Source organism: Photobacterium sp. TLY01, from assembly GCF_021432065.1.
Classification (GTDB): Bacteria; Pseudomonadota; Gammaproteobacteria; order Enterobacterales; family Vibrionaceae; genus Photobacterium; species Photobacterium halotolerans_A.
In genome coordinates this window covers 1,181,847-1,206,929 of sequence record NZ_CP090364.1, presented here as the reverse complement: position 1 = coordinate 1,206,929, position 25,083 = coordinate 1,181,847, and the positions used below count along the sequence as shown (strand labels likewise).

Genomic DNA, 25,083 nt, shown 5'->3' with positions numbered 1-25,083 from the left:
TATAGGTATGTGTCATCGTGAGCCGGTATGGTGAGTCGCAAGAAATCAAAAGCAATGAAGAAAGACAGTCAGTTAATCATCAGAATTAATGGTGAGGAACGTAATGCCTTTGTTGTTTTATGCGAAAAAATGGATACCAGCGCCGCACGTGAAGTGCGTCGGTTCATCCGTCAGTTTGTGAAAGAAAACGCACAATCTCAGTGACCAGCAGCCTGCCTGACACAGCCCGGTTGATAGGTTAGGTGAAAGCAGTGCCTTTCATGTCAGCCATTTTTCCTCAAACGTGAATCAAACCGGAGAATGAAAATGGCAAAAGTGTCTAAAAAAGCGAAAAAACTGAAAAAAGAAATCAAAGTGCGTAAAGCCAAAGTCGCCAAGCACGAAGGCAAACTGAAAAAGTTGTTGAAGAAACTGAAAAAAGCCTGATTTTTCAACAGTCACAGTCCGGTGGTTGCGGTCATCGGATTGTGTTAACAGGCATTTCAGCGCCACTTGGCCCGATACAGATCCCCACCCAATCCCTGCTCCCTTTTGTCACCCTTAGCAAAATAGCCCATGCGCCTTTTTCTGATCTTGCTCAAATGACAATCACCACATTGACAGACTATGCTTGGTATCACTGCTAGTCACGAACTCTATTGGCACTTTTCTCTTCCAGCCAGCGAACGTCGGTGTATTTAACTATTGAAAAAACCGATTGTTGTCATTGATAAAAACGTCTTTATTCGATTGATTGTCGGTCTATATTCAAGTGTGTAACTGAGACACTCAACACCCTACACTATTCTCAAGGAGCAATGTATGAGCAACGGCAAAGGTACCATGACGGGTGGATGCCCGGTAATGCATGGCAGCAATACCAATCTTCGTGGCGCGGGAACAAGGAACGAAGACTGGTGGCCGAATCAGCTGAATCTCAAAATCCTCCATCAGAACGATAAAAAATCAAACCCGCTGGGCGAAGATTTCAACTACGCAGAAGAATTCAAGAAACTCGACCTGAAGGCCGTGAAACAAGATATTGAGCGCGTGCTGACCGACTCTCAGGACTGGTGGCCTGCCGATTATGGCCATTATGGCCCGCTGATGATACGTATGGCCTGGCACGCAGCAGGCACCTACCGTACCGGCGACGGCCGTGGCGGTGCATCAACCGGTAATCAGCGTTTCGCGCCATTAAACAGCTGGCCGGATAACGGCAACCTGGATAAAGCCCGTCGCCTGCTGTGGCCGGTGAAACAGAAATACGGTAACAAACTCTCCTGGGCAGATCTCTTCATCCTGACCGGCAATGTTGCCCTTGAATCCATGGGTTTCAAAACCTTTGGTTTTGGTGGCGGCCGGGCGGATATCTGGGAACCGGAAGAAGACATCTACTGGGGCGCCGAAGACGTCTGGCTGGATAACAAACGCTACAGTGGCGAACGCGATTTAGAAAACCCGCTGGCCGCCGTGCAGATGGGCCTGATTTATGTGAACCCGGAAGGCCCGGACGGCAATCCTGATCCATTGGGTTCCGGCCGTGATGTCCGCGAAACCTTCGCCCGTATGGCGATGAACGATTATGAAACCGTCGCACTGACCGCCGGTGGACACACCTTTGGTAAATGCCATGGTGCTGGTGATGCAGCGCTGGTTGGCCCGGATCCGGAAGCGGCGCCGATTGAGCAAATGGGCCTGGGCTGGAAAAATGCCCACGGTAGCGGTAAAGGACGGGATTCAATCACCAGTGGTCTGGAAGGTGCCTGGACGCCGACCCCGACCAAGTGGGACAACACCTATTTCGAAATGCTGCTGGGTAATGAGTGGGAACTGACCAAAAGCCCGGCCGGTGCCAACCAATGGAAAGTGAAAAACGTTACGGATAAAAACCAGGCGCCCGATCCGGAAGATGCTTCTAAACGCGTCAATATCATGATGACCACAGCGGATATGTCGATGCGTGAAGATCCTGAATATCGCAAGATTTCAGAACACTTCCGCGCCAATCCTGAAGAATTTGCCGATGCCTTTGCCCGGGCCTGGTTCAAACTGACGCACCGGGATATGGGCCCCAAAGCGCGCTATCTTGGCCCTGAAGTGCCTGCCGAAGATCTGATCTGGCAAGATCCGGTCCCCGCCGTCGATCACGATCTGATCAATGACAGTGATATTGCGTCGCTGAAGCAAACTATTCTCAACTCTGGCTTAAGCGTGACAGAGCTGGTGTACACTGCCTGGTCGTCAGCCGCGACGTTCCGTGGTTCTGACTGCCGCGGCGGTGCAAATGGCGCCCGCATCCGTCTGGCACCACAAAATAACTGGGAAGTGAACCAACCCGGACAATTGAAAAAAGTACTGAGCACCTTTGAAGGCATTCAAAAAGACTTCAATTCCGCACAATCGGGCAACAAAGCCGTGTCACTGGCTGATTTGATTGTTCTTGGTGGTGTGGCAGCGGTTGAGAAAGCCGCAAAAGATGCAGGCTTCAGCGTGAATGTACCTTTTTCACCGGGTCGGACTGACGCCACCGACGATCAGACCGATGCAGAATCGTTCGACGTGCTTGAGCCTGTTGCTGATGGTTTCCGTAACTATATGAAAACCAAATACACGGTTTCTGCCGAAGAAATGCTGCTCGACCGTGCCCAACTACTCACCCTGACTGCACCGGAAATGACAGTGCTGCTCGGTGGGATGCGCGCCCTGAACGCCAATTTCGGCGGTTCGAAACATGGTGTTCTCACCGACAAACCGGGCGTACTGACCAACGACTTCTTTGTCAACCTGCTGGATATGAACACCGAGTGGCAACCGACTTCGGACGCCGCCGATGAGTTCGAAGGCCGGGACCGGAAAACAGGTCAGGTGAAATGGACGGCAACCCGTGTTGATCTAGTGTTTGGTGCCAACTCGCAACTGCGCGCTATCTCGGAAGTGTATGGCGGCAGTGATGGCCAGGAGAAGTTCGTCAACGACTTCGTCAGCGCCTGGACCAAAGTCATGAACGCCGATCGTTTTGATCTGAAATAAGCCTGAACCTCCCCTTCCCGCTTCCGGGCGGGGGAGGTTATATCGTCAAAAACTTAGCACCATACTCAAATCAACCCCTTCCCATTGTTCAGGTAGTTTCTCAGCCACTCCCCGGTAAGCGGGCACCAGCAAGCAATCCCTCCCCGGCTTTCGCTGTTGAGCAGAAAGTCAGAAATCCAACTGAAGCTGTCATATACTTCAGAGAATAAAACTTAAAAACCTCACACTGACGACTGTGTTCGTGCTTTGAAACATGCATTTTCTGTAATTTAAACGATAGAAGAGGCTGAAGATGATTGTAGGATATGCGAAATTCTCTAAACGACACCCTTACTTTCATATAGTTCTCATTTCATCGCTCACGCTGATCTTTTTAATCTCCGCTTTTATACTGATTGAATATGAAACGGTTGAACTGGTTGCAGTGATTGTATTCATTGGCAGCACCTTACCCTTTTTTGCAAAAGCCTCTAAATACAAACAGCAATATTTGTCTGATTAACCAAATAATTCACCTGGCTCTGTTGCCGGGATACCAGAGAGAAATTTGTCAGGCTGGCATTTATTGTGACATCACTGATGACTGGCCCTCTTATCTTCATCTGCAAGAAAAACAAACTATCCGCCACTAAAAACCGTCTACACTGATCATCAGCCTCTCGTCACCTCAGTCAAACGGGCTGCCAGTGAATGCTATCGGCAGCCCGCCAACAGCCCTGCCTGACATGTGTACAAATCTACGCATACAAATCTATGAATACCTATCTATGCATCCCTTTTCATTATTGGACTGGCACGCAGAAACGTTATATTTTTTAGGGGTATTTTTTACCAGGCTGCTATCACCATGACACTTAATCCCCCTTGCTTTTCTGTACTCCTTCTTGCCGGCGGACAGGGTTCCAGAATGGGAGGCAAAGACAAGGGACTGGTTTCCTTTCGCGGCAGGCCGTTAATTGCCAGCCTGTGCGATGTTGTCAGACCGCTGACAGATGATCTGCTCATCTCCTGCAACCGCAACACCGAGCAGTACGCCACTTATTGTGACCATATACTGACGGACGATATCTCCGGCTTTCCCGGCCCGTTAACCGGCATACTCAAAGGGCTGGCAGCAGCAAAACACGACTGGCTGCTACTGTTCCCCTGCGATGCCCCCATGATAGACCAATCTCTGGTTGACCAGATTCTGGCTGCCGCCAGTGCCGACACACCGCGGCCCGTCATGGTTCGGCAAGGCAACCAGTGGCAGCCCATGTTCAGCCTGATCCCCAAACAACTGCTTCCTGTAATTCAGCAAGCCTGGCACTCAGGTGAGCGCAGCCTGATGGCGATTCTCACCCGCCATCATGTGATCGCCGTTGACTGCGCACTGAGCGATCCCCGACTGCAAAACATCAACACTCCGCAGCAATTACTTGATTTACATCATGATTAAGCCTAGCCGCTTTTCTCTGAGATCCGAAGACCTATAGCACCACCAGAAACAGAACAACAGCAAAGCCCAAAGCAGCGCTTATCAGTCCACCCAAACAAGCCATTGGACAAGGGACAGGCTGTTGCGTAGCCTGTCTGTATTCTTCCAACCCCAGGTGCAGGCATCAACATGAGTGACTCTGACAACAAAGCCGATGACATGACCGATGTGAATGCGGCTCCGCCTTCACCCGATGCGTTCACTTATGTTGAATTAGCTGAGGATGATGTTGCAGCAGAAACACACAGTGCCATGTTAGCCAGCGAAACGGCGCTGTCGATCAGTTACAACGGTATCAGTCAGGCGGTCATGATGGTGACGCCGGGCAACATTGAAGATTTCGTCAAGGGCTTCAGCCTGAGTAACGATATTGTTCGCTCGGTGAGTGAAATTTACGACATCACCCTCACCACCGGTTGCGATTCCCATCATGCCGAAGTCAAGATTTCAAACCGCGCTTTCTGGTCGCTGAAAAAACATCGCCGGCAACTGGCAGGCACCAGCGGTTGCGGGATCTGTGGTGTGGAAGCCATTGAACAGGCACTACCGACCTTAACGCCGCTCACGCCAGTCCCGCCCCCCCAAGCCAGCCTGCTGCGCAATTTGCGAACGCGCATCAGTGATGCGCAGTCAGTGGCCCGCAGCAGCGGTGCACTGCACGCCGCGTTATACGTCGATGCCGCGGGAGACATTCAACTCTGCCGGGAAGACATCGGCCGGCATAACGCACTGGACAAGCTGATCGGTGCCATGGCGACTGCCCGCATCAACCCGCAATCCGGCTTCGCCGTGATGACCAGTCGCTGCAGCCTGGAGCTGATTCAGAAAGCCGTCCGCGCCAAAATCAGCACACTGGTGACCTTATCGGCTCCCACTGCCATGACCGTCCGTTGGGCGCGGCAGAATCACCTGAATTTAATCCATGTGCCGCACCACAGTGCACCGAGGTTATATAGCGGTGTGATCTGATGGTATGTCTGGGTATGAGGTATGTCGCGCGTAAGTCCTGTGTATCTTTCCGCTTTAGTTGCCGTGCGTCAGGCACGCTTTGCTGAGCATAAGCGTTGTCAGGCATACATTACTGACTTCCCTTCGTTATTCCCGCGAGTACGGTGACGAATTTCTACCTCTGAGTTTGTTGTATGTCGCGCTAGAGGGGAAGAGGACACAGGCACTGCCGAGCAGCCTTTCATTCGTTCTGCATTTCTTCCTGTCTGACTGAGTTCCCCCTGCTGAAATCGCTCGATTCACACCACTCATGAACGTGACTCATGGATTGATGAAATAAAATCAATTTTATTCATGTAATGGCCCAAGTATAAACAAACTCAGTGGTTAGCACTCTCTGCAAGATGACAGTTTCTTCTGCGTTAGCGGTGAGTCGAAAGTCAAAGGCTGTAAAGCGACTGACTGGGCAAATAAAAATCAAATGGTCACGTCCAGAAAGCACAAGTCATACAGTCAGGTTTCATCTCAGGAAAACGGATACCAGAACACAATGAATCATGATTTTACATTTACGATCAAGAAGATTGCTTTCGATGAGAACTATCATCCTTTAGACAATACTCGTATCACAACCAACTTTGCGAACCTGGCCAGAGGGAATAACCGCCAGGAGAATCTGCGCAACACGCTCAGGATGATTGACAACCGTTTTAATGCCCTGGCAACTTGGGATAACCCCAAAGGCGATCGTTACTCTGTCGAACTTGAAATCATTTCTGTTGACATGAATATCGATGCTGATGTCAAAGGTGATGGCCAGGCATTTCCTATGATTGAAATTTTGAAAACCAATATTGTTGATCACAAAACCAACCAACGCATTGAAGGTATTGTCGGCAATAACTTTTCTTCTTATGTCCGGGATTATGATTTTAGTGTCTTACTGCTGGAGCATAATAAAGGCAAAGCCGGCTTTAGTATTCCAGATAACTTTGGCCAGCTACATGGTAACCTGTTTCAATGTTTCTTAAATTCAGATATCTATAAAGAACATTTTCACAAGCCACCTGTCATCTGCCTGAGCGTTTCGGATAATAAAACCTATCACCGGACTGAAAATCAGCATCCTGTCTTAGGTGTTGAATATCAACCCAATGAATCATCTCTGACTGAGCAATACTTCAAAAAAATGGGTTTGCAGGTTCGCTATTTTATGCCGCCCAATAGTGTTTCGCCTTTAGCCTTTTTCTTTTATGGTGATTTACTGAGTGATTATACGAATCTTGAGCTTATCAGCACCATCAGCACGATGGAAAGCTTTCAAAAGATTTACCGGCCTGAGATTTATAATGCGAATTCTGCTGCCGGCCAATGCTATCAACCGAATTTGAAGAACCAGGACCATTCATTAACTCAAATTGTTTATGACCGGGAAGAACGCAGCCGGTTGGCGATTGAGCAGGGAAAATTCGCTGAAGCGCAATTTATCAAACCCTATCAAGCGATTCTTGAACAATGGTCTGCCAGTTACGTTCTTTAACTCACCCAAATATAAGATGATTGATGATGAAAAAATTATTACCGACTTCAACTTCAGGCAGTTTACCGAAACCTTCCTGGCTCGCGCAGCCTGAGACACTTTGGTCTCCCTGGAAACTGCAGGATCAGGCACTCATTGAAGGCAAGCAAGATGCTTTACGTTTGTCATTGCATGAACAACAACATGCCGGGATTGATATTGTCAGTGATGGCGAGCAATCGCGCCAACACTTTGTCACCACCTTTATTGAGCACCTGAGCGGTGTTGATTTTGAGAATCGGAAGACAGTCAAAATTCGTGACCGCTATGAGGCGAGTGTCCCGACAGTCGTCGGGCCGGTCAGCCGCCAAAAGCCGGTGTTTGTTGAAGATGCTAAATTTCTGCGTCAGCAGACCAAACAGCCGATCAAATGGGCCCTGCCTGGTCCCATGACAATGATTGATACCCTTTATGATGCCCATTATCAAAGTCGTGAAAAGCTCGCCTGGGAGTTTGCCAAAATTCTCAATCAGGAAGCCAAAGAATTAGAAGCGGCAGGTGTTGATATTATTCAATTTGATGAACCCGCTTTTAATGTGTTCTTTGATGAGGTCAACGACTGGGGGATCGCGACCTTAGAAAGAGCCATTGAAGGCCTGAAATGCGAAACCGCTGTCCATATTTGCTATGGCTATGGCATTAAAGCCAACACTGACTGGAAAAAGACCCTGGGTTCTGAGTGGCGGCAATACGAAGAAATTTTCCCTAAACTGCAACAATCGAATATTGATATTATCTCTCTGGAATGTCACAACTCTCGTGTGCCCATCGAGCTGCTTGAACTAATCCGGGGGAAGAAAGTGATGGTCGGCGCCATTGATGTGGCAACCAATACCATTGAGACGCCTGAGGAAGTTGCTGATACGCTGCGAAAAGCACTCCAGTTTGTTGATGCCGACAAGCTCTATCCGTGTACCAACTGTGGCATGGCTCCCCTGCCGCGTGAAATTGCAAAAGGCAAGCTCAATGCTTTAAGCGCAGGCGCTGAAATTGTTCGGAAAGAGCTCTCTGCTTAGGCGCTGATATAGTGCAGTGAACAGGGTTACCTTTTTGTTGGCTTGGGTTCGCCAGCCATGAACAAATCGGTAACCCGTGATAGATCAATATTGCGCATAATCTGGGTCTGATCGTATCTCTGAACTTGAAGAGATGTTTAGATCTGTTGGTGTGTCCGCTTGAGCACGGTGTGTCTTTTATATTCAGAAAGTTCATAGTAATAAAAAAACCATTACCATTTTGCTGCTCAAACTAACTGTTAAGAGCATAAAAGTGTGACAACGACAGACACCTCTCCGCTCACCTTCATCAATCTGCCTGGCACTTTCCAATTATCTGAGCTTTTGGGTTTCAATAATGGCTAAGATTAAAGCTTCTGTACTCGAAGAGTGATTATACAGTGCCAGCTACCTTGTACTGACATACTGTGCAATTTCTGCAACGGAAGTGCTTCGAAATCCTGCCTGATAAAGCAATATCTCCGCAGCTTGAAGAAAATCTGCTTTGTTGATGATTCATACCTCACCGCGAAACTACGGCGGTGACTATACTTAGCGTTATCGACTCGACACTGTACTACCCGTTTATCTTGCCGGAATTCGGAGATGAAACCACATAAAACAATGAAAGCAGTTGTCACTATTGAGCAAGGTGGTCTCGATAAACTCGTTTATCAAGATATGCCTGTTCCGGAACTTACTGCCGGAGAGGTGCTGATAAAGGTACTTGCTGCAGGTGTCAACAACACTGAAATCAATACGCGAATGGGTTGGTACTCCGGTAACGTAAACACCTCGACGAATGAAATGGCCAAGCAAAGTAATTTTAATACGTTAAGTGATGGTGGCTGGAGTAAAGAAACCCCTTTCCCTCTCATTCAGGGGACGGATTGCTGCGGCATCGTGGTAGAGGCAGCGAACAGCACAGATAAACCGCTCATCGGGCAGCGCGTCTTGATAAGACCCTGCATGAGAACGAACGGCTTTAACGACTTTAATCACATCTGGATGGCATCGGACTTTGATGGTGCGTTTGCTGAATTCGTGAAAGTGCCCGCTCATGAAGTTTTTCCTGTTCAAACGCAATGGAGCGATGTGGAACTCGCCAGCATACCTTGTGCATTCGGTACTGCAGAGAACATGCTGCACAGAGCTAACGTCCAGCATTCTGATACAGTTTTAGTCATGGGCGCATCTGGCGGGGTCGGATCCGCCGCTATTCAACTCGCGAAACGTCGCGGAGCGCGTGTTTTTGCCGTTGCTTCAAAAAGCAATCACCAATCTTTACAAACATTAGGCGTTGATAACGTTATAGACCGCAATGCCGATCTCCTTCACACACTGGGAGAGAACAGTGTCGATGCCGTCATCGATAATGTTGCAGGTGAAACCTTTGGACAGCAATTGGCGATACTGAAACGAGGAGGGCGTCTTGTAACATCAGGGGCTATCGCTGGGCCGATTGTAAACATTGATCTTCGTAAACTCTATCTCAAAGATATCTCTCTTATTGGTACAACGGCATGGGATGAACCTGTTTTCCCGAACATCATTCGCTACATCGAGAAAAACGAAATTAGACCGTTAGTGGCTAAAACCTTTCCTCTTGCACAGATAGCGCAAGCTCAGACTGAGTTTTTGCAACGGCAGCACTTTGGAAAATTTGTTCTTATTCCCTGAAGCTTACTTCAAAGCCCCCATGTTTTATCACTGCATTGCTGTGAGATATTTTGTGAGACGTGCCCACGAGAGATCATTGATCGCTCAACGTCTCCACTCACACCAACACCAAAAGACACCTTTGAAAATACCTCTCCCTGACATATAACTGTCAGTCTGTACACAACATTCACCCGCTACGTCAGTCAAAGGAAACAACATGACGGAATATCTTATCTATGCCTTTATTTACCTGATTGCAGCCGTCATTGCCGTGCCGCTGGCACAGCGGTTCGGGCTGGGCTCCGTGTTGGGCTATCTCATTGCTGGCGTGGTCATCGGGCCGGTCATCGGCTTAGTGGGTGAAGAAACCACCTCGATTCAGCATTTTGCCGAATTTGGTGTGGTGATCATGCTGTTTCTGGTCGGTCTGGAGTTGGAGCCAAAATCACTGTGGGCCATGCGGCACCGGCTCATCGGGTTGGGCGGATTACAGATTGGCCTGACAGCGCTGGCTTTTACCGGCGCTGGGCTGCTTTTCGAACTCCCCTGGACGCTGGCGCTGGCTATTGGTCTGATTCTGGCGATGTCCTCCACCGCCATTGTGTTACAAACCTTCAACGAAAAACGACTGGGCCGGACTGAAGGCGGGAAAAATGCTTTTTCAGTACTCCTGTTTCAGGACATCGCCGTGATCCCCATGCTGGCGCTGTTACCACTGCTGGCCTTGCCCGAGTTGATTGCGCAAGCACAATCCGCAGCCGCGTCGGCGGCTGAGCACCATGAAGAACTGAGCCTGGTCGCCGGATTACCCGGCTGGGCCTATGGACTGGTGATTACCGCTTCCATCGCCTTTGTGGTGGTTGGCGGCCATTACCTCAGCAGGCCCTTATTTCGCTTTGTTGCCAGTTCTGGCCTGCGGGAAATTTTTACCGCCACCGCCCTGATGCTGGTACTGGGCGTCTCTATCCTGATGAGTCTGGTTGGCCTGTCTCCTGCGCTGGGCACCTTTCTTGCCGGTGTGGTGCTGGCGAACAGTGAATTCCGACATGAACTGGAATCCAACATCGATCCCTTTAAAGGGCTGCTGCTGGGCCTGTTCTTTATCACGGTTGGTGCCGGGATCAATTTCAGCATTCTGTTCAGCGAATTCTTTACTGTAATTGGTCTGACGCTGGGCATTATGCTGATCAAAGCACTGGTGCTCTTCCTGCTGGCGTTGATTTTCCGGATTCGTAACAGTAACCGCTGGCTGTTTGCCCTGAGTCTGGCGCAAGCCGGTGAGTTCGGGTTCGTTCTGATCAGTTTCACCGTCCAGAACCATGTACTGCCCCCGGAGCTGGCGCAAACCTTGTCTCTGGTGGTTGCGCTGTCGATGATGTTCACCCCCGGACTGTTCATTTTCTACGACAAAGTCATCTTGCCGCGCTTTGAGCACTCTTCCAACGAACGCGAAGCGGATAATATTGATGAACAAGGTACTGTGATCATTGCCGGGATCGGCCGCTTCGGGCAAATTGTCAACCGCCTGCTGATCGCCAACGGCGTGAAAACTGTGGTGCTGGATCACCAGTCAACCATCATAGATACCATGCGAAGAATCAACACCAAGGCCTATTTTGGCGATGCCACCCGCCCGGACCTGCTGCACACTGCAGGGATAGAACAGGCCGCTATGGTAGTGGTTGCGATGGACAATCAGGAAAGCAGCATCATGCTTGTCAAACATATCAAGCACAGCTATCCGCACGTCAAGGTGCTGGCCCGCGCCTATGACCGGGGCCACAGTTACCGGCTACGTCAGGCAGGTGCCGATGTGATTGAATCTGAAACCTATCATTCCGCGCTGGAAATTGGCGCCGCCGCCCTGCGTGAACTGGGCCACCCGCCTCGTCTGGCCCAGCAACAGAAATCCGCGTACAAACGGGTCGATGACGAACTGTCTGCCGGTCTCTATCAGGCCTGGCTGGGCGAGTCCAAAGAAGGCGAGCGGTTTGATAATAACTACCTCAAACTCTTCATGCAGTTTGAAGACAGGATCCACGAAGAAATGGCTTTTGAGCGCTCGAATCATGAAACCGAAGAAAGCCATAAAGCATGAGCCGCGCTTGATCTGACCCGCAACGATTCTCAGGTGTGCCATGACGCGATTGCCCGTGTGATCTCACACCTGAATCTAATGATGTTTCAGTTAAGTTTACCCACTTTGCGCTCTGTGTCGCTTCGCGCTAAGAAAATCAGCTATTTACCATGAGTTGAAGTGCAGTTATCGGCAAGTTACATCACATGCTATCCGAAGACGAAAGTGGAGATTGACTGATTACAGCAACTTTTTCCCATGGGCAGAATATAACGACATAGCAGTATTTTTCATCAGAATAAAAATTCCAAAATAGAATTTTATACTCTACCCCGATAAAGATAGCCCTCCATTCAAATTATACTTTCATCAAAAACAACCATTATTGATAGTTAGAAAAACACAGTGTTTTATCTTTAATTAAATCAATAATAAGTGAGCTTTAACTCGAAGAAAAATGTATACCACATAAATTAAATGCAAATAGTATTGCGATGGAATTCATACAGCAAACAAATGCCATTTTACATTCTTTTCATTACTGCTAGTCTCGCGAAACTTATCAAGGCCAAAAACCAGATAATATTAATCCGTTTTTATTCCATATTTTACGCTTCATCAATAGCACTGAATAAACATTTATTGTCGAGGTAGTCAATTTGAAATGGTATGAAATTGAAGCTCAGAAGATTGATAGTAACATTCCATCTGATAAAGAAATCAATATAAGTGCTGGATTTGGCCCTACAGGTCTCCCTCACATTGGTACTTTATGTGAAATAATAAGAACAAACTTCCTGAAAAAATCGCTCGAAAAACTGGGGAGAAAAGTACATTTCCACTTAGTTTCTGATGATTTAGACCCTTTCAGGAAAATTCCTTCCAATCTTCCGAACCAAGAACTATTGAGCAATTACATAGGGAAATCCATCAACCAGGTTCCAGACCCATTTCAAATGAAAAGTAGCTTCTCAGAGATGGTTGAGTCAAAATTATCCGAGCATATCAAGAGATACAACATTGAATGTAATTCAATAAAGAACTCCAGAAGTTATCAATCTGGGGAGTATAACAAAGAAATATTAAACTTCCTTAATAATTATGAAGTGGTTAATAACATTTGCAAAGAATCGGTAGGTCCGTTAAGAAAAAGGACTTACAGTATATTCATGCCAATATCACCAACAAGCGGAAGAGTGATAGAGCATATTCACTTGATTGACATTGATCCAATAAAAGGAGAGATGACCTACAGAATACCTGCCAATGAAATAATTAATAAGCCAGGTAGTGAATACGGAATCGAGTTAAAGGATTTCTACTCGACTGAAATTCTCAATGAGCCGATTACGACTTCGGTACTTGATGGTCATTGTAAATTACAGTGGAAAGCTGACTGGGCTATGCGACTTCTGGCTCGGGACATCAGATTTGAAATGCATGGAGAAGATCTCACCAGCTCTGCAAATATCGCCATCAAAATAGCCACTTCCCTTGAAAGAGAAACACCAAAGCTTTATAAATATGGTTTGTTTTTAGACGATAATTGCAAGAAGATTTCAAAGTCGAAAGGTAATGGGTTCTCCTTAGAGAAATCAGTAGATTTATTGACCGACAAAGCATTAATTAACTATCTTGAAAAGAATCCAAAGCGTAACTCTAAATTTCATATCAATTTATCACCTAGATTAAATGATATGGCTCTTGCTAAGAGTGACTTATCTACTACTTACACCAAAGCACATAGAATACTAACTGCTTCACAACCTCACACTTTACAGTCAGCTGTAGATTTTTTAAGGCGATACTCTTTATCCATGAGTAATGATGCCATTCAATATTCGTATAATTATTTTCTTGAGACAATAAAAAATTCGAAATCACCTGACTTAACTTTTTCAGAGGCAGAGAAAAAATTCATTTCATTATTATCATTTTGCTTAGAAGAAGTGAGCACTGAAAAAATTCAAGATATAAACCTCTACCTTCTTGTCCATGATTGTTATAAGAACACATTTAATAAAGACTCAAAAAATCACCCATGGGAGATAATTTACAAGTCATTATTTAATAACAATTACGGACCTAGAATTTCTACCTGGTTAGAGATTACAGGCATCAAAGAGTTTATTAGAAGATTAAAGGATTCAGTTGAAATGTCAGAGACAACTTATATTGAAGAAATGGGAATAGACGAAGCGAGCAGCAATAAAAAAACAAACATGGGCAGCAAGTCTGCGCATACTATTGAAGACAGTGAGACAAGTTATTCAGAGGCCATCTCATTTGATTCAGTGAAAGAACAATGTTTAAAGCTAGCACAGGCATTAAAAAGTAAACGCCATGAAATTGTGAACTCAGTTTCAAGTTATCAGTGCAAGAATGTTACAGATGATGAAATTTCCAGATCACTTGACCTTCTTTTAAACATTCAGGAAAACCAAGACTACTTTAAGTTCAAAATTCATGGCGTTACATCGTTTCTTCCTTTGAACCAACCTCTTTATGCCACTGTGTGTTTTGGTTTCATTCCTTCACTCATGTCTAAAGATACCTGTATCCGGCCGCCCACTGCGATGCATTCACATTATCAGAAACTACTCAAAGCGTTAGACTTCAGAGACTATTCAAATAGTTTATCTGTTTCTTTTGAAGATAAAGAAAGTTTCGTAAGCAAGCGAATTCAAGTGACCGATGCGGTCATTTTTACCGGAACACCAGAAAATGCATTGAAAGTCAGGAAGCATTTCAGAAAAAAAACACTCTTTATCTTAAATGGTGCTGGACATAACCCATTAGTTATCAGTCATGATGCAGATATAGATCAAGCTATTGAAAGTGCAAAGCGTGTTGTCTTGTATAATCAAGGACAAGACTGTGCAGGGCCCAATTCAATCCTTATTCATAACGATATATATAATGACTTCAGACTGCGCTTAATTGATGAATTAAAGAAAATTGAACATAAGGTGGGTACTTATGAAGATCCCAACACTATCGTGGGTCCCAATAGTGACATTGACCATTCAATAAAATTAGCATCCATCTTTAAACAATACAGAGAATTTTGCACATACGGTGGTGAAATAAATATAATCAATGGTTTGATTAAGCCAACAATTTTTGAGAAACCTCTCTCGCTAGGAGGGAATTATAAAGAATTTTTTGCTCCAATATTCTTTCTTCAAGCATACGGCTCAGATGATGAACTCGATAGCTACTTCTCACAACCACAATATTCTACAAATGCAATGTATATTTCACTGTTTGGCACGAGTCACTATATCCAAAATGAGCTAAGTAAAAACATCCATTTAAGTGAAAGTATTTTGATGAACACCGATTTACATCTCGTTGAACGTGGAACAACACCCTATGGCGGTCAAGGTGTAGCCGCTTCATGTATTTACTTCAACGGGCAAGTTATCAAAGGGAATACATTACCGCAACGAGACATTTATAATCACCTGGTATTAAACCCATAAATTATAAAACTGTACGATAGCGACTAAACATGTAAACATTAAGATCAGTAAATTTTTTGGAAATGAGTATGAGCCAAAAATCAAGTTTTTATCTCTCTATTTTTGCCGTAGTATTGAGCTCTTCGCTTGTTGGCTCATTACTCGGTTATTTTATTCCCTTTCAAGCTTTGAGACTGAACAACGCAGGAGGAAATATTGAGTTAATTGGCTTAATGTCTTCTGCTCCGGCTCTGGGGATGTTTATCTCATCTTTAATTACACCTCAGATTAATCATCGTTTTCCTATTAAGATAACAATGACAGCTTGTTTGTTATTCATACTCGTCACACTGAATCTATCGCTTTTACAATCTGATCCGAAGATTGTTTTTTTCTTCAGTTTAGTTATGGGTATGTGCTGTGGTGTAATCGTTATACTGGGAGAAACATGGGTTGCCGAACGCAGTCCTGATACACACAAAGGCAGATTTATCGGTTTTTATACAACGTGTTATACCGGGAGTCAGCTATGTGGGCCTTTATTCATTTCATTTTTTGGTTTTAATGACTTGATTCCCAGAAGTATCATTTCTTCCCTGCTCATTATTTCATCACTGTTCATTGTTATTTCCAGCATTATGCTAACCAGCAGAAAAACGATCCGACTTCGGTCTTCATTTAGCCTTTTAAAAATCACCCCTGCCTTATTCATGGCTGTCTTTTGCTTTTCGTTTTTTGACAGCACCGTTCTCTCTTTATTCCCTATTTATACAGTCAACAACGGTCACCCTGAGTCATCTGCAGCATTTTTGATTACTTTGATTTTTGTTGGCGATGCATTGCTACAAATCCCAATAGGATGGTTATCTGATAAATTTGGCAGTAAAAACATCCATCGATTATGTGGTATAACTTCTTTAATATTAATATTATTTATACCATACACTGTCAGTACATCATTCATTTGGATTCACATGATACTTTTAGGGGGTGTCGCCGGTGGTATTTATACACTAGCATTAATAAGAGCCAGCGAAATATTCAGTGGCAGTAAACTTATCCTGACCAACTCTCTCTTTGGTGTTTTATGGGGTATAGGAAGTACTTCTGGCCCTATCGTCAGTGGTACTTTAATGAAGGTTTTCTCTCATGACGGATTTCTTTTATCGCTCTCAATGACAACTGTGGTGTTTTTAGCGTTCACATTCAACAAAACCTATTTTATAAAACTAGGAAAATCAAATTAATGCCAAGTCACTGGATTATTCAGAACCATACTGATATAGAATTCACTCTGTCACGAAGCAATATTCTGTCTGTTTACCAAGCTGAAATAAACAGGCATAGTCAGGCAATCGTTCATTGTTGATATGAAAGAAGGGTCCATGACGCTACCGCCTCGCTCAATTTTAGATCTAGCCCCTGTTGCTGAAGGGGCTGATTTCTCGTCCACTTACGCGCGATCTGTCTCTTTAGCGCAACATGCTGAAAAATGGGGTTACAAGCGGTTCTGGCTGGCTGAACACCACAATATGCCCGATATTGCCAGTGCCGCTACCGCTGTGCTGCTCAGCCATATCGGTGCGCAAACCAGTTCCATCCGGCTGGGTTCGGGCGGGGTAATGCTGCCCAATCATGCGCCATTGGTGATTGCCGAGCAGTTCGGCACTCTGGAGGCGCTGTATCCCAATCGTATCGATCTCGGGCTGGGCCGCGCGCCGGGCACCGACTACCCGACCATGCATGCATTGCGCCGCGATCCGGATCGCATGGAGCCCAACTTTGATGAACTGCTGGAAGAGTTGCAGTTTTTCATGGGGCCAGTCTCGCCCAATCAGCCGGTCAGGGCCTACCCTGGCTCAGACTCTTCTGTGCCGATCTGGCTGCTGGGCTCCAGCACTTACAGTGCCCGGCTGGCAGGCATCAAAGGCCTGCCGTTTGCGTTTGCCTCTCACTTCGCACCGGATGCCATGATGAGCGCGATACAGATCTACCGTGAGCATTTCCAGCCTTCAGAACAGCTGGATAAACCGTATGTCATGATAGGCGTGAACATCATAGTGGCGGACACAAATGACGAAGCGCAGTATCTGGGCACCACGGAAAAGCAGAAGTTTCTGAATATGATACGCGGCGTCCAGGGCAAAATTCCGCCTCCGGTCTGGAGCATGGAATCGGTCTGGCTGCCCCATGAAAAGTACCAGATCGAAAAACAACTGCGGGAATCCATTCACGGTGATCAGGACACTGTCCGGACCCGATTGATCGAATTGACTGAGCGTACCCAGGCCGATGAAATCATGGCCAATGCCCTGATTTTCGATCATGAGAAAAAGCTGCGATCTTATGAGCTGCTGGCGGGGCTGTAATCATGGCCGGGAGTAATGTCACTCCCGGCTCGTATTTATACCGCCTGCGTCGCTTTTCTGAATACCGGCAACCTTGGCAACAGTAACCCCAGAATGACGATCGCAATGCCGATCAGCTGCAGCTGTGTCACGGCCTGTCCCATCATGTAGGCGGTGAGCACCGCAAACACAGGCACAAAATTAAAGAACAGCGCGGCGGTTGGCGAACCCAGCTCCCGGACGCCGTTCAGCCACAACAGGTAACCCGCCACCGTGCCAAAAACGCCAATGTAAACCACTTCCGTCATCCCGATGGCAGAACTGCTCACCAGCTCTGCAAACGGGTGGACTTCCGGTGTAGCCAGACACATCAGGCCAATCACAGTTGCACCGCTGAGCATCCCAACCAAGGTATATGGGATAACCGGCATCCAGCGGCTGATGTTCTGGCTGCAATAGGTGTAAAAGCTCCACGCCAGCATACCGGAGAAAATCATCTTATCACCCTGATTGATGTCCATCGTGAGCAGCGTTTCCAGATGCCCATTGGTGATCACCATCAGCACGCCAGACAAACTGACCACCAGGCTGAAACATTGCGGCAAGGTGGGTAAAGACCGCATGGCCACACAGGCGATCAACGCCGTCATCAGCGGACTGAGGGCCATGATCAACGAACCGTTGGTTGCTGCGGTATGTTCAAGCCCGGTAAAGAGTCCGAGGTTCAGGCCACCGACCCCTACGGCGCTGACAGCGACAACCCAGATCCATTGCCTGATGGTTAACGCAAAGCGCTCCGCCCCCATCACCAGAATGTATAGTGCCAGACAGACCGCCGCGATGGTAAAACGCCAGAATACCAGCGTGAGCGCATGCACTTCATTCAGTGCATGTTTACCAATCGGAAAGCAGCTGCCCCAGAAAAAGGTACAGATAATGAGCAGAACAACGGCTTTCGTTGTTGATGAAGCATTCATAGTCACTCCAGATGACTTGTCACATGATAACCGCTAGTCTATTGGTTTCATTATATGAATAAACAGGTAATATCAGCATGGTAAATCCCAAATATGAAATCTAACTATTCTCTCGACGATCTGCGCTGTTTTTGTACCGTCGCCCGGCTGGGCAGCTTTAAAACAGCCGCTGAACATTTAAGTATGCCTCTGTCGACCCTCAGCCGGCGGATTCGTCAGCTAGAAACAGACCTGCAGTTGCGATTACTAAACCGGGATGCCCATCGGGTTTCACTCACCCATACCGGTCAGCAATATTTTGAGCGCTCCAGCACATTGTTTGATGAGCTCAGTGACATCGGGGAAGATCTGCACCGGGACAAGCATGAGCCGAAAGGGAAAATTCGTATCAGCGCGCCCATCAATGCGGGCTCTCAGTTTCTGCGCGATATATTTTTCGACTTTTTGCTGCAGTATCCTGATATTCAGCTCGATCTGCAGTTTTCCAACAGCCTGATTGATATTGAAGCCCAGGCGATGGATGTGGTTTTTCGTGTCGGAAGCCCTGTGGTAGAAAACTGGATAGCCCGTCCGCTCAAAGACATTCACTTCATTGTCTGTGCGCATCCCGAGTATCCGGTTCAGGCCATCACGCATCCGGAGATGCTGAACGACCATTCGTCGATCCTCTGTCATCCCATGTCGCCCTGGCAGCTGGTGCATTCAGAAACAGGAGCGGAATATGATCACCAACCCGTCAAAGGCCTGCGTCTGGAAGTCGATGAAATCCGCATGCTGACCCATGCCATTCAGTCTGGCCTGGGCATCGGTTATATGCCTGACTATTTTGCCCTGCCGATGATCGCAAATGGCGAACTGAGCAGAGTCCTCCCGGACTGGTGCAGCAAACCCCGCACCCTGTTTATGCTTTACCGCGACCGCGATCATCTGCCGATGCGGGTGCGCTTGTTTGTTGAGTTCGTGATGGCGCGGTTTGAGGTAATGACATAATCCGTTCCCTGCTCACGAAACGCGTTAACGACTTCCGAAATCATCAGCGCCTGAGAATCTGTTCAGCCATAGACGTGGCTTTTCCTGACAGGCTCAGCAAAACCATCAGAGCGGCAATGATGATCTGAAAGCCACTGAACGCTGCTGTGATGCCTGCGACCGACAAGCCCACGCCGATTAGCAGGTAGTACTGAAGCCCGAACAAGGCGCCCGCTGACCCGGCCTGAGCCTGATAGGCCTGCAAAGACTGGCTGAGAATCGTCGGGATCCCCATGCCGTACCCCACCACAATCAGCAGCATAGGCAGCAAAAACCACAGGCTGTCTTGTAAGATCATGACACCGGCAGCACCTGCCAGCGCCAAACCCGAGGCCAGCTGAATCAGCACACGCTGAGCGCGCCCTTGGTGCAACCATTGCCGGTTGAGAAAACTGCCAATGATGGTTCCGGCTGCCAGAACAAGGCCGCTGTAACCAAACACCTGCGGACTGTACCCCAGCCGCGCAAACACAAAAGGGCCCTGCAGATAATAAGAAAACAGCAACACATTGAATCCCGCCACCAGCATTGCATACCGCCAGAGATGCGTATCAACAGCCATACGTTTGCCCAGCGTCAGCACCGATGGCCGAGTAATAACATCCGGCCTGGTCTCAGGCAACCCCAGCAGACAAAGCAGCCACAAGCTGCCCGCCAGCAGGCTCAGCGCGGCAAAAACAGTCGGGTATCCGCCATACTCAGTCAGCACGCCCCCTGCCAGCAGGCCAATCACAGGGCTGACAGAAACACCAATCCCCACATAAGAGAACGCTTTCGCAAGCGCGACTCTGTCACAACTGTCCCGAAGCATGGTTTGTGTGACCGCCGAGCCCACGGCAGCCCCAAAAGCCGCCAGTACCCGGCACAGTAACAACAACTCAAACTGCTGCGTTTGCATCGCAGCCAGTGTTGCCACGCCGTAGACCGTCAGCCCCGCCAGCATGGCTTGACGACGGCCAATCCAGTCCGACATCAGCCCCCAGAACACAACCCCTGCCGCAAACGCGGTGAAGTAAACAGACAGTGTCTGGCTGGCAACAGGTACCGACACACCAAAACCGGACGCAATATCCGGGAGTGCCGGGCTATAGATGGTCTCAACTATCTGGGGGAACATGATCAAAACCACCATCAGCCACAACGCAGGAGGCGTATTCATTATTTTTCGCTCATCTGAAGAAAAGATGCGCCAAGTCTACTCAATCCTGATAATGTCCCAATAACATCACTCAGACAAAAAACATCGAGATAAAGACACATGGCCTTGATCGATCAATCGACCAGCTTCGATGCAGATGACTTTGAAAGCGAGGTGATCGGCATTGCTGCCCGGATGGGCAAGCATGATTCAGGGATGCACAGGCACCGGAAAGCACAGCTGCTCTATGCACCGCAGGGATGCATGAACATTACCCTGAACGGGATGCGCTGTGTGTTACCGCCGACCCGGGCGGCATGGATTCCGGCCGGTACACTACACTGTGCGGAAATGTATCAGGTGGTGGAATATCGTTCGCTCTATTTTGATTCCCGACTCACCACCCACCTTGAGGACAGAGTAAAAATTATTGAGGTAAATCCACTGCTGCAGGCCCTGATTGAACGCATGGCTTTCTGGCCGTGGGACAAGCCAGCTGACAGTATGCAACGGACACACGCGCTATTTTTTGAGGAGCTGCATCATGCCCGTGAAGCTTATTTATCCCTGCCTTTGCCATCAGACAGACGACTGACGGCATGGCTCAGTGCCCTGCACCGGGATCAGCTAAATGCCCCGACGCTGAAGGTGTTAAGTGAGCAGATTGGCGCCAGCAGTAAAACCATCAGCCGGTTGTTTATCCGGGAAACCGGGATGCCTTATCAGGACTGGCGCCAGCAATGGCGGTTACTGAAAGCCATCGAACTGCTATCTGCCAATCTTCAGGTAAATGACGTGGCATACCGGCTTGAATTTTCCAGCGACAGTGCTTTTATCACGTTTTTTAAACAGCAAACCGGACACACTCCGCTGCAATATCTCCGCGCCGGACATTGAGCCTTCTGCAACAACGTCAGATTTCAGACGCTTCAAGCTGCCAGATAATCTGGCCGCCCTGATCGCCCGGACAGACGTTCATCATCATTGTCTCTGCCGCCCCAGCTCTCTGCTCAGACAGGCTGTTCAGAGCGGCCGAATTCAACAAATTCTGCCAGGCTCCCCCATCGTATTGCGAGGCCTCCGGAGAGGCCTGAAACAACCCCTCGGGTGACACAGAGCGGTCAAGCACAGGAGAGAGACTGACCGCACAGCACAGCAGTATGCCAACGCATGTATCCTGCCAGAGCTCACTCATGATGCCTCTTGAACGCTTTCCAGTGCGGGGGACGCTGTGGCCACCGGTGCTTTCTGCTGTCCTCGTTTTGCCAGCAGGTAATAAAACAGCGGGGTCAGTAACAAGCCAAACACAGTCACGCCTATCATGCCCGAGAAGACCGCCACACCCATGGCCTGGCGCATCTCGGCGCCTGCGCCGGTGGAATACACCAAGGGTGCGACACCCATGATGAAGGCAATGGACGTCATCAGAATCGGACGCAGCCGCAACCGGCTGGCTTCCAGAATCGCGTCTTTCACCGAATAGCCCCGATCCTGCAGCTCTTTGGCGAACTCAACGATCAGAATCGCATTCTTAGTCGCCAGCCCGACCAGTACGATAAAGCCGATCTGGGTCAGAATATTGTTGTCGCCGCCATAGAGCACCACCCCACTGAGTGCGGAAAGCAGGGTCAGAGGAATAATCAGAATGATCGCCAGCGGCAGGCGGACACTTTCATACTGCGCCGCCAGGACCATGAACACCAGCAGGATCACCAATGGATACACATACAGGTTGGAATCCCCGGTGATCATCTGCTGATAAGTCAGTTCGGTCCACTCGTAATCCATGCCCCGCGGCAGAGTGTCCGCCAGAATTTTTTCAATCGCCGCCTGCGCCTCCCCTGAGCTGTAACCCGGTGCCGGGCCACCATTGATTTCCGCCGTCATAAAGCCGTTATAATGCATCACGCGATCCGGCCCGGCGGTATCTTTGACATGGATGAAAGAATCAATCGGCACCATGTCGCCCTGCGCATTGCGGACTTTGATCTGACCCACCTGCGCGGCATCCTGACGAAACGCCTGATCCGCCTGCATATTCACCTGATACGTGCGGCCAAACAGGTTCAGATCATTGACGTACGTTGAGCTGAGATACCCTTGCAAAGTCTGGAAAAGTACATCCAGGTTCACGCCCTGCTGCATCGCTTTGGTTCGATCGACCTCAATATCCAGTTGCGGCACGTTGACCTGATAGCCGGAAAAGACCCCGGCCAGTTCTGGTGTCGCCGCTGCCTTTTGCATCACCGTCATGGTTGCCTGATGTAAAGCCTCAAAACCCAATCCGTTTTTGTCTTCAATCTGCAGCCGGAATCCGCCGATAGTGCCAAGGCCCATCACAGGTGGCGGCGGGAAGACAGCAACGAACGCCTCTTCAATGCCGGCATACTGCTGATTCAGCCGGGCAGCGATTGCGTTGGCACTGGCCGCCGGATCCTGACGTGTGTCGAAATCATCCAGCGTCACAAACACGATGCCGCTGTTAGATGCATTGGTAAATCCGTTAATACTCAGTCCGGGGAAACCCAGGGTATTGGTGACGCCGTCCTGCGCCAGTGCCAGCTCAGACATCTTTTCCAACACCGCATCGGTGCGATCCAGCGACGCGGCATTCGGCAATTGCGCAAAGGCAATCAGATACTGCTTATCCTGCGCCGGAATATAGCCGGTCGGCGTGGTGGCAAACTGATAGCCGGTAAAACCCAGTAACGCCACATACGCCACCGAGGCAATGGCACCGGCCCGGATGACTTTGCGCACCACCACACCATAGCCGCCCGACAACGCACTGAAAAAGCGGTTAAACGGATTGAACAGCCAGCGGCCGAACAGCCGGTCCATGCCTCGGGTCAACCAGTCTTTCGGCGCATCATGGCCTTTGAGCAACAGCGCAGATAACGCCGGGCTCAGGGTCAGCGAATTAATGGCGGAGATAAAAGTAGAAATGGTGATGGTCAGTGCAAACTGCTTGTAAAACTGACCGGTCAGTCCGGTCATAAAGGCCGTCGGAATAAACACCGCCGCCAGTACCAGTGTGGTCGCCACAATCGGTCCGGTCACCTCGCGCATGGCTTTTACTGTGGCATCGACCGGAGACAGGCCTTCACTGATATTCCGCTCAACGTTTTCCACCACCACGATGGCATCATCCACCACGATGCCGATCGCCAGCACCAGGCCAAAGAGCGACAGCGCATTGAGAGAAAATCCCATCAGCAGCATAAAGGCGAAAGTGCCGATCAGCGACACAGGCACCGCCACCAGCGGTATAATGGACGCCCGCCAGGTTTGCAAAAACAGTACCACCACAGCAACCACCAGCAAGACAGCTTCCAGCAGTGTCTGAATCACCGCTTCAATCGAGCCACGCACAAAGACAGTCGGGTCATAGGCGATTTCGTAAGACACGCCTTCCGGGAAATCTTGCGCCAGACGCGCCATGGTCGCGCGCACATCATTGGAGATCTGAATCGCATTCGAACCCGCCGCCTGAAAAATACCGATGGCGGCAGCATCCTGATTATTCAGGGTGGAGCGCAACGCGTAGGAATCGGCACCCAGCTCAATCCGGGCCACATCTTTCAGGCGGCTGATTTCACCCTGCTCACCGACGCGGATGATGATGTTTTCAAATTCCTCAACCGTCGACAGACGCCCTTTGACATTGATCAGTAACTGATAATCCGAATGGCTTGCCGGCTGGGTCCCCAGACTGCCGGCCACGGCCTGCTGGTTCTGCTGGCGGATCGCATCGGCAATATCGGACGGTGTGAGGTTCAACGCGGCGACCTGATGGGGGTCCAGCCAGATCCGCATGCTGAACTTGCCGGCGCCAAAAGCTCGTACCGAGCCGACACCGCTGACTTTTGCCAGTTCATCTTTGACCTTGAGGTTGGCAAAGTTGGACAGATACAGCATGTCATAGCGGTCATCCGGCGAGAACAGATGCACCACCATGGTCAGGTTCGGCGATGATTTTTCCGTCACCACGCCCAGCCGCTGCACCTGCTGTGGCAAACGCGGCAGCGCCCGGTCGACCCGGCTTTGTACCTGCGAGACAGCGAGATCCACATCGGTGCCAATGGCAAAAGTGATGGTCAGCGTCATCATGCCGTCTGCGGTGGACTGCGACGACATGTACAGCATCTTCTCCACCCCGTTGATTTCCTGCTCCAGCGGCGAGGCCACGGTCTGAGCAATCACGTCTGGGTTCGCGCCGGGATAATTGGCCGTGATCACCACGGTCGGCGGCACCACTTCCGGGTATTCAGTCACCGGCAACTGCCAGACCGCGATACTGCCGACAATGACAAACAACAGGGATAACACAGAAGCAAATACCGGTCTGCGAATAAAAAATTGTGAAAACATAGTCTG

General features: G+C 48.8%; 17 protein-coding genes. 13 read left to right on the top strand and 4 right to left on the bottom strand.

All coding sequences use genetic code 11. From position 1 onward, the window contains the following. Positions 1-54 precede the first annotated feature (54 nt). From LN341_RS06015 to LN341_RS05965, 11 genes are all read left to right on the top strand, one after another. Positions 55-204: a hypothetical protein gene (locus LN341_RS06015; RefSeq protein ID WP_162486088.1), complete on the top strand. Its 150-nt coding sequence runs from the start codon at positions 55-57 to the stop codon at positions 202-204. Positions 205-801: 597 nt separating this feature from the next. Further along, positions 802-3,012 (top strand): catalase/peroxidase HPI, encoded by a 2,211-nt coding sequence (gene katG, locus LN341_RS06010; RefSeq protein WP_234204397.1) that lies wholly within the window; start codon positions 802-804, stop codon positions 3,010-3,012. A gap of 907 nt (positions 3,013-3,919) precedes the next feature. Next, a complete protein-coding gene (gene mobA / locus LN341_RS06005) occupies positions 3,920-4,450 on the top strand; it encodes a molybdenum cofactor guanylyltransferase MobA (protein WP_234204395.1) in 531 nt (176 codons plus the stop codon). 168 nt (positions 4,451-4,618) lie between these two features. Next, a complete protein-coding gene (gene fdhD, locus LN341_RS06000) occupies positions 4,619-5,458 on the top strand; it encodes a formate dehydrogenase accessory sulfurtransferase FdhD (RefSeq protein ID WP_234204393.1) in 840 nt (279 codons plus the stop codon). 529 nt (positions 5,459-5,987) lie between these two features. Continuing rightward, positions 5,988-6,977 (top strand): DUF1852 domain-containing protein, encoded by a 990-nt coding sequence (locus LN341_RS05995; protein ID WP_234204392.1) that lies wholly within the window; start codon positions 5,988-5,990, stop codon positions 6,975-6,977. Between the two features lie 26 nt (positions 6,978-7,003). Beyond that, entirely contained in the window at positions 7,004-8,032 is a 1,029-nt protein-coding gene (locus tag LN341_RS05990; protein ID WP_234204934.1) for a methionine synthase, read from the top strand. 585 nt (positions 8,033-8,617) lie between these two features. After that, a complete protein-coding gene (locus LN341_RS05985; protein ID WP_234204390.1) occupies positions 8,618-9,691 on the top strand; it encodes an alcohol dehydrogenase family protein in 1,074 nt (357 codons plus the stop codon). Positions 9,692-9,890: 199 nt separating this feature from the next. Next, the gene (locus LN341_RS05980; RefSeq protein WP_234204388.1) at positions 9,891-11,771 is read left to right on the top strand and encodes a monovalent cation:proton antiporter-2 (CPA2) family protein; all 1,881 of its coding nucleotides are present in this window, start codon (positions 9,891-9,893) and stop codon (positions 11,769-11,771) included. Between the two features lie 638 nt (positions 11,772-12,409). Continuing rightward, complete coding sequence (locus LN341_RS05975) at positions 12,410-15,235, top strand: aldehyde dehydrogenase family protein (RefSeq protein WP_234204386.1); 2,826 nt, start codon at positions 12,410-12,412, stop codon at positions 15,233-15,235. Between the two features lie 68 nt (positions 15,236-15,303). Continuing rightward, positions 15,304-16,461: an MFS transporter gene (locus LN341_RS05970; protein WP_234204385.1), complete on the top strand. Its 1,158-nt coding sequence runs from the start codon at positions 15,304-15,306 to the stop codon at positions 16,459-16,461. A gap of 138 nt (positions 16,462-16,599) precedes the next feature. Then, on the top strand, positions 16,600-17,583 hold the full coding sequence (locus LN341_RS05965) for an LLM class flavin-dependent oxidoreductase (RefSeq protein WP_234204384.1): 984 nt from the start codon (positions 16,600-16,602) through the stop codon (positions 17,581-17,583). A 35-nt stretch (positions 17,584-17,618) separates the two neighbouring features. On the opposite strand, the gene LN341_RS05960 is transcribed toward LN341_RS05965, so the two are convergent. After that, entirely contained in the window at positions 17,619-18,539 is a 921-nt protein-coding gene (locus LN341_RS05960) for a DMT family transporter (RefSeq protein ID WP_234204379.1), read from the bottom strand. A 93-nt stretch (positions 18,540-18,632) separates the two neighbouring features. Here LN341_RS05960 and LN341_RS05955 point away from each other — a divergent pair, with 93 nt between their 5' ends. After that, positions 18,633-19,529, top strand: a complete 897-nt coding sequence (locus LN341_RS05955) for a LysR family transcriptional regulator (RefSeq protein ID WP_234204378.1) — start codon at positions 18,633-18,635, stop codon at positions 19,527-19,529. A gap of 43 nt (positions 19,530-19,572) precedes the next feature. Here the strand turns inward: LN341_RS05955 and LN341_RS05950 are convergent, their stop codons facing one another. After that, positions 19,573-20,727, bottom strand: coding sequence for an MFS transporter (locus LN341_RS05950; RefSeq protein WP_234204377.1), 1,155 nt, complete (start codon positions 20,725-20,727; stop codon positions 19,573-19,575). 99 nt (positions 20,728-20,826) lie between these two features. On the opposite strand from LN341_RS05950, the gene LN341_RS05945 reads away from it, so the two are divergent. Further along, a complete protein-coding gene (locus tag LN341_RS05945; protein ID WP_234204375.1) occupies positions 20,827-21,603 on the top strand; it encodes a helix-turn-helix domain-containing protein in 777 nt (258 codons plus the stop codon). Between the two features lie 16 nt (positions 21,604-21,619). Here LN341_RS05945 and LN341_RS05940 read toward each other — a convergent pair whose 3' ends face one another. Both LN341_RS05940 and LN341_RS05935 read right to left on the bottom strand, forming a co-directional pair. Continuing rightward, positions 21,620-21,901 (bottom strand): hypothetical protein, encoded by a 282-nt coding sequence (locus LN341_RS05940; protein WP_234204374.1) that lies wholly within the window; start codon positions 21,899-21,901, stop codon positions 21,620-21,622. Beyond that, the gene (locus tag LN341_RS05935; protein WP_234204373.1) at positions 21,898-25,077 is read right to left on the bottom strand and encodes an efflux RND transporter permease subunit; all 3,180 of its coding nucleotides are present in this window, start codon (positions 25,075-25,077) and stop codon (positions 21,898-21,900) included. The genes LN341_RS05940 and LN341_RS05935 overlap by 4 nt, the downstream gene beginning before the upstream one ends. Positions 25,078-25,083: the final 6 nt, after the last annotated feature.

Excerpts from the sequence above, each read along its gene's own strand:
- LN341_RS06015 (WP_162486088.1), top strand. The coding sequence starts at position 55 with ATGAAGAAAGACAGTCAGTTAATCATCAGAATTAATGGTGAGGAACGT.
- katG (WP_234204397.1), top strand. The coding sequence starts at position 802 with ATGAGCAACGGCAAAGGTACCATGACGGGTGGATGCCCGGTAATGCAT.
- mobA (WP_234204395.1), top strand. The coding sequence starts at position 3,920 with ATGGGAGGCAAAGACAAGGGACTGGTTTCCTTTCGCGGCAGGCCGTTA.
- fdhD (WP_234204393.1), top strand. The coding sequence starts at position 4,619 with ATGAGTGACTCTGACAACAAAGCCGATGACATGACCGATGTGAATGCG.
- LN341_RS05995 (WP_234204392.1), top strand. The coding sequence starts at position 5,988 with ATGAATCATGATTTTACATTTACGATCAAGAAGATTGCTTTCGATGAG.
- LN341_RS05990 (WP_234204934.1), top strand. The coding sequence starts at position 7,004 with ATGAAAAAATTATTACCGACTTCAACTTCAGGCAGTTTACCGAAACCT.
- LN341_RS05985 (WP_234204390.1), top strand. The coding sequence starts at position 8,618 with ATGAAACCACATAAAACAATGAAAGCAGTTGTCACTATTGAGCAAGGT.
- LN341_RS05980 (WP_234204388.1), top strand. The coding sequence starts at position 9,891 with ATGACGGAATATCTTATCTATGCCTTTATTTACCTGATTGCAGCCGTC.
- LN341_RS05970 (WP_234204385.1), top strand. The coding sequence starts at position 15,304 with ATGAGCCAAAAATCAAGTTTTTATCTCTCTATTTTTGCCGTAGTATTG.
- LN341_RS05965 (WP_234204384.1), top strand. The coding sequence starts at position 16,600 with ATGACGCTACCGCCTCGCTCAATTTTAGATCTAGCCCCTGTTGCTGAA.
- LN341_RS05960 (WP_234204379.1), bottom strand. The coding sequence starts at position 18,539 with ATGAATGCTTCATCAACAACGAAAGCCGTTGTTCTGCTCATTATCTGT.
- LN341_RS05955 (WP_234204378.1), top strand. The coding sequence starts at position 18,633 with ATGAAATCTAACTATTCTCTCGACGATCTGCGCTGTTTTTGTACCGTC.
- LN341_RS05950 (WP_234204377.1), bottom strand. The coding sequence starts at position 20,727 with ATGAATACGCCTCCTGCGTTGTGGCTGATGGTGGTTTTGATCATGTTC.
- LN341_RS05945 (WP_234204375.1), top strand. The coding sequence starts at position 20,827 with ATGGCCTTGATCGATCAATCGACCAGCTTCGATGCAGATGACTTTGAA.
- LN341_RS05940 (WP_234204374.1), bottom strand. The coding sequence starts at position 21,901 with ATGAGTGAGCTCTGGCAGGATACATGCGTTGGCATACTGCTGTGCTGT.
- LN341_RS05935 (WP_234204373.1), bottom strand. The coding sequence starts at position 25,077 with ATGTTTTCACAATTTTTTATTCGCAGACCGGTATTTGCTTCTGTGTTA.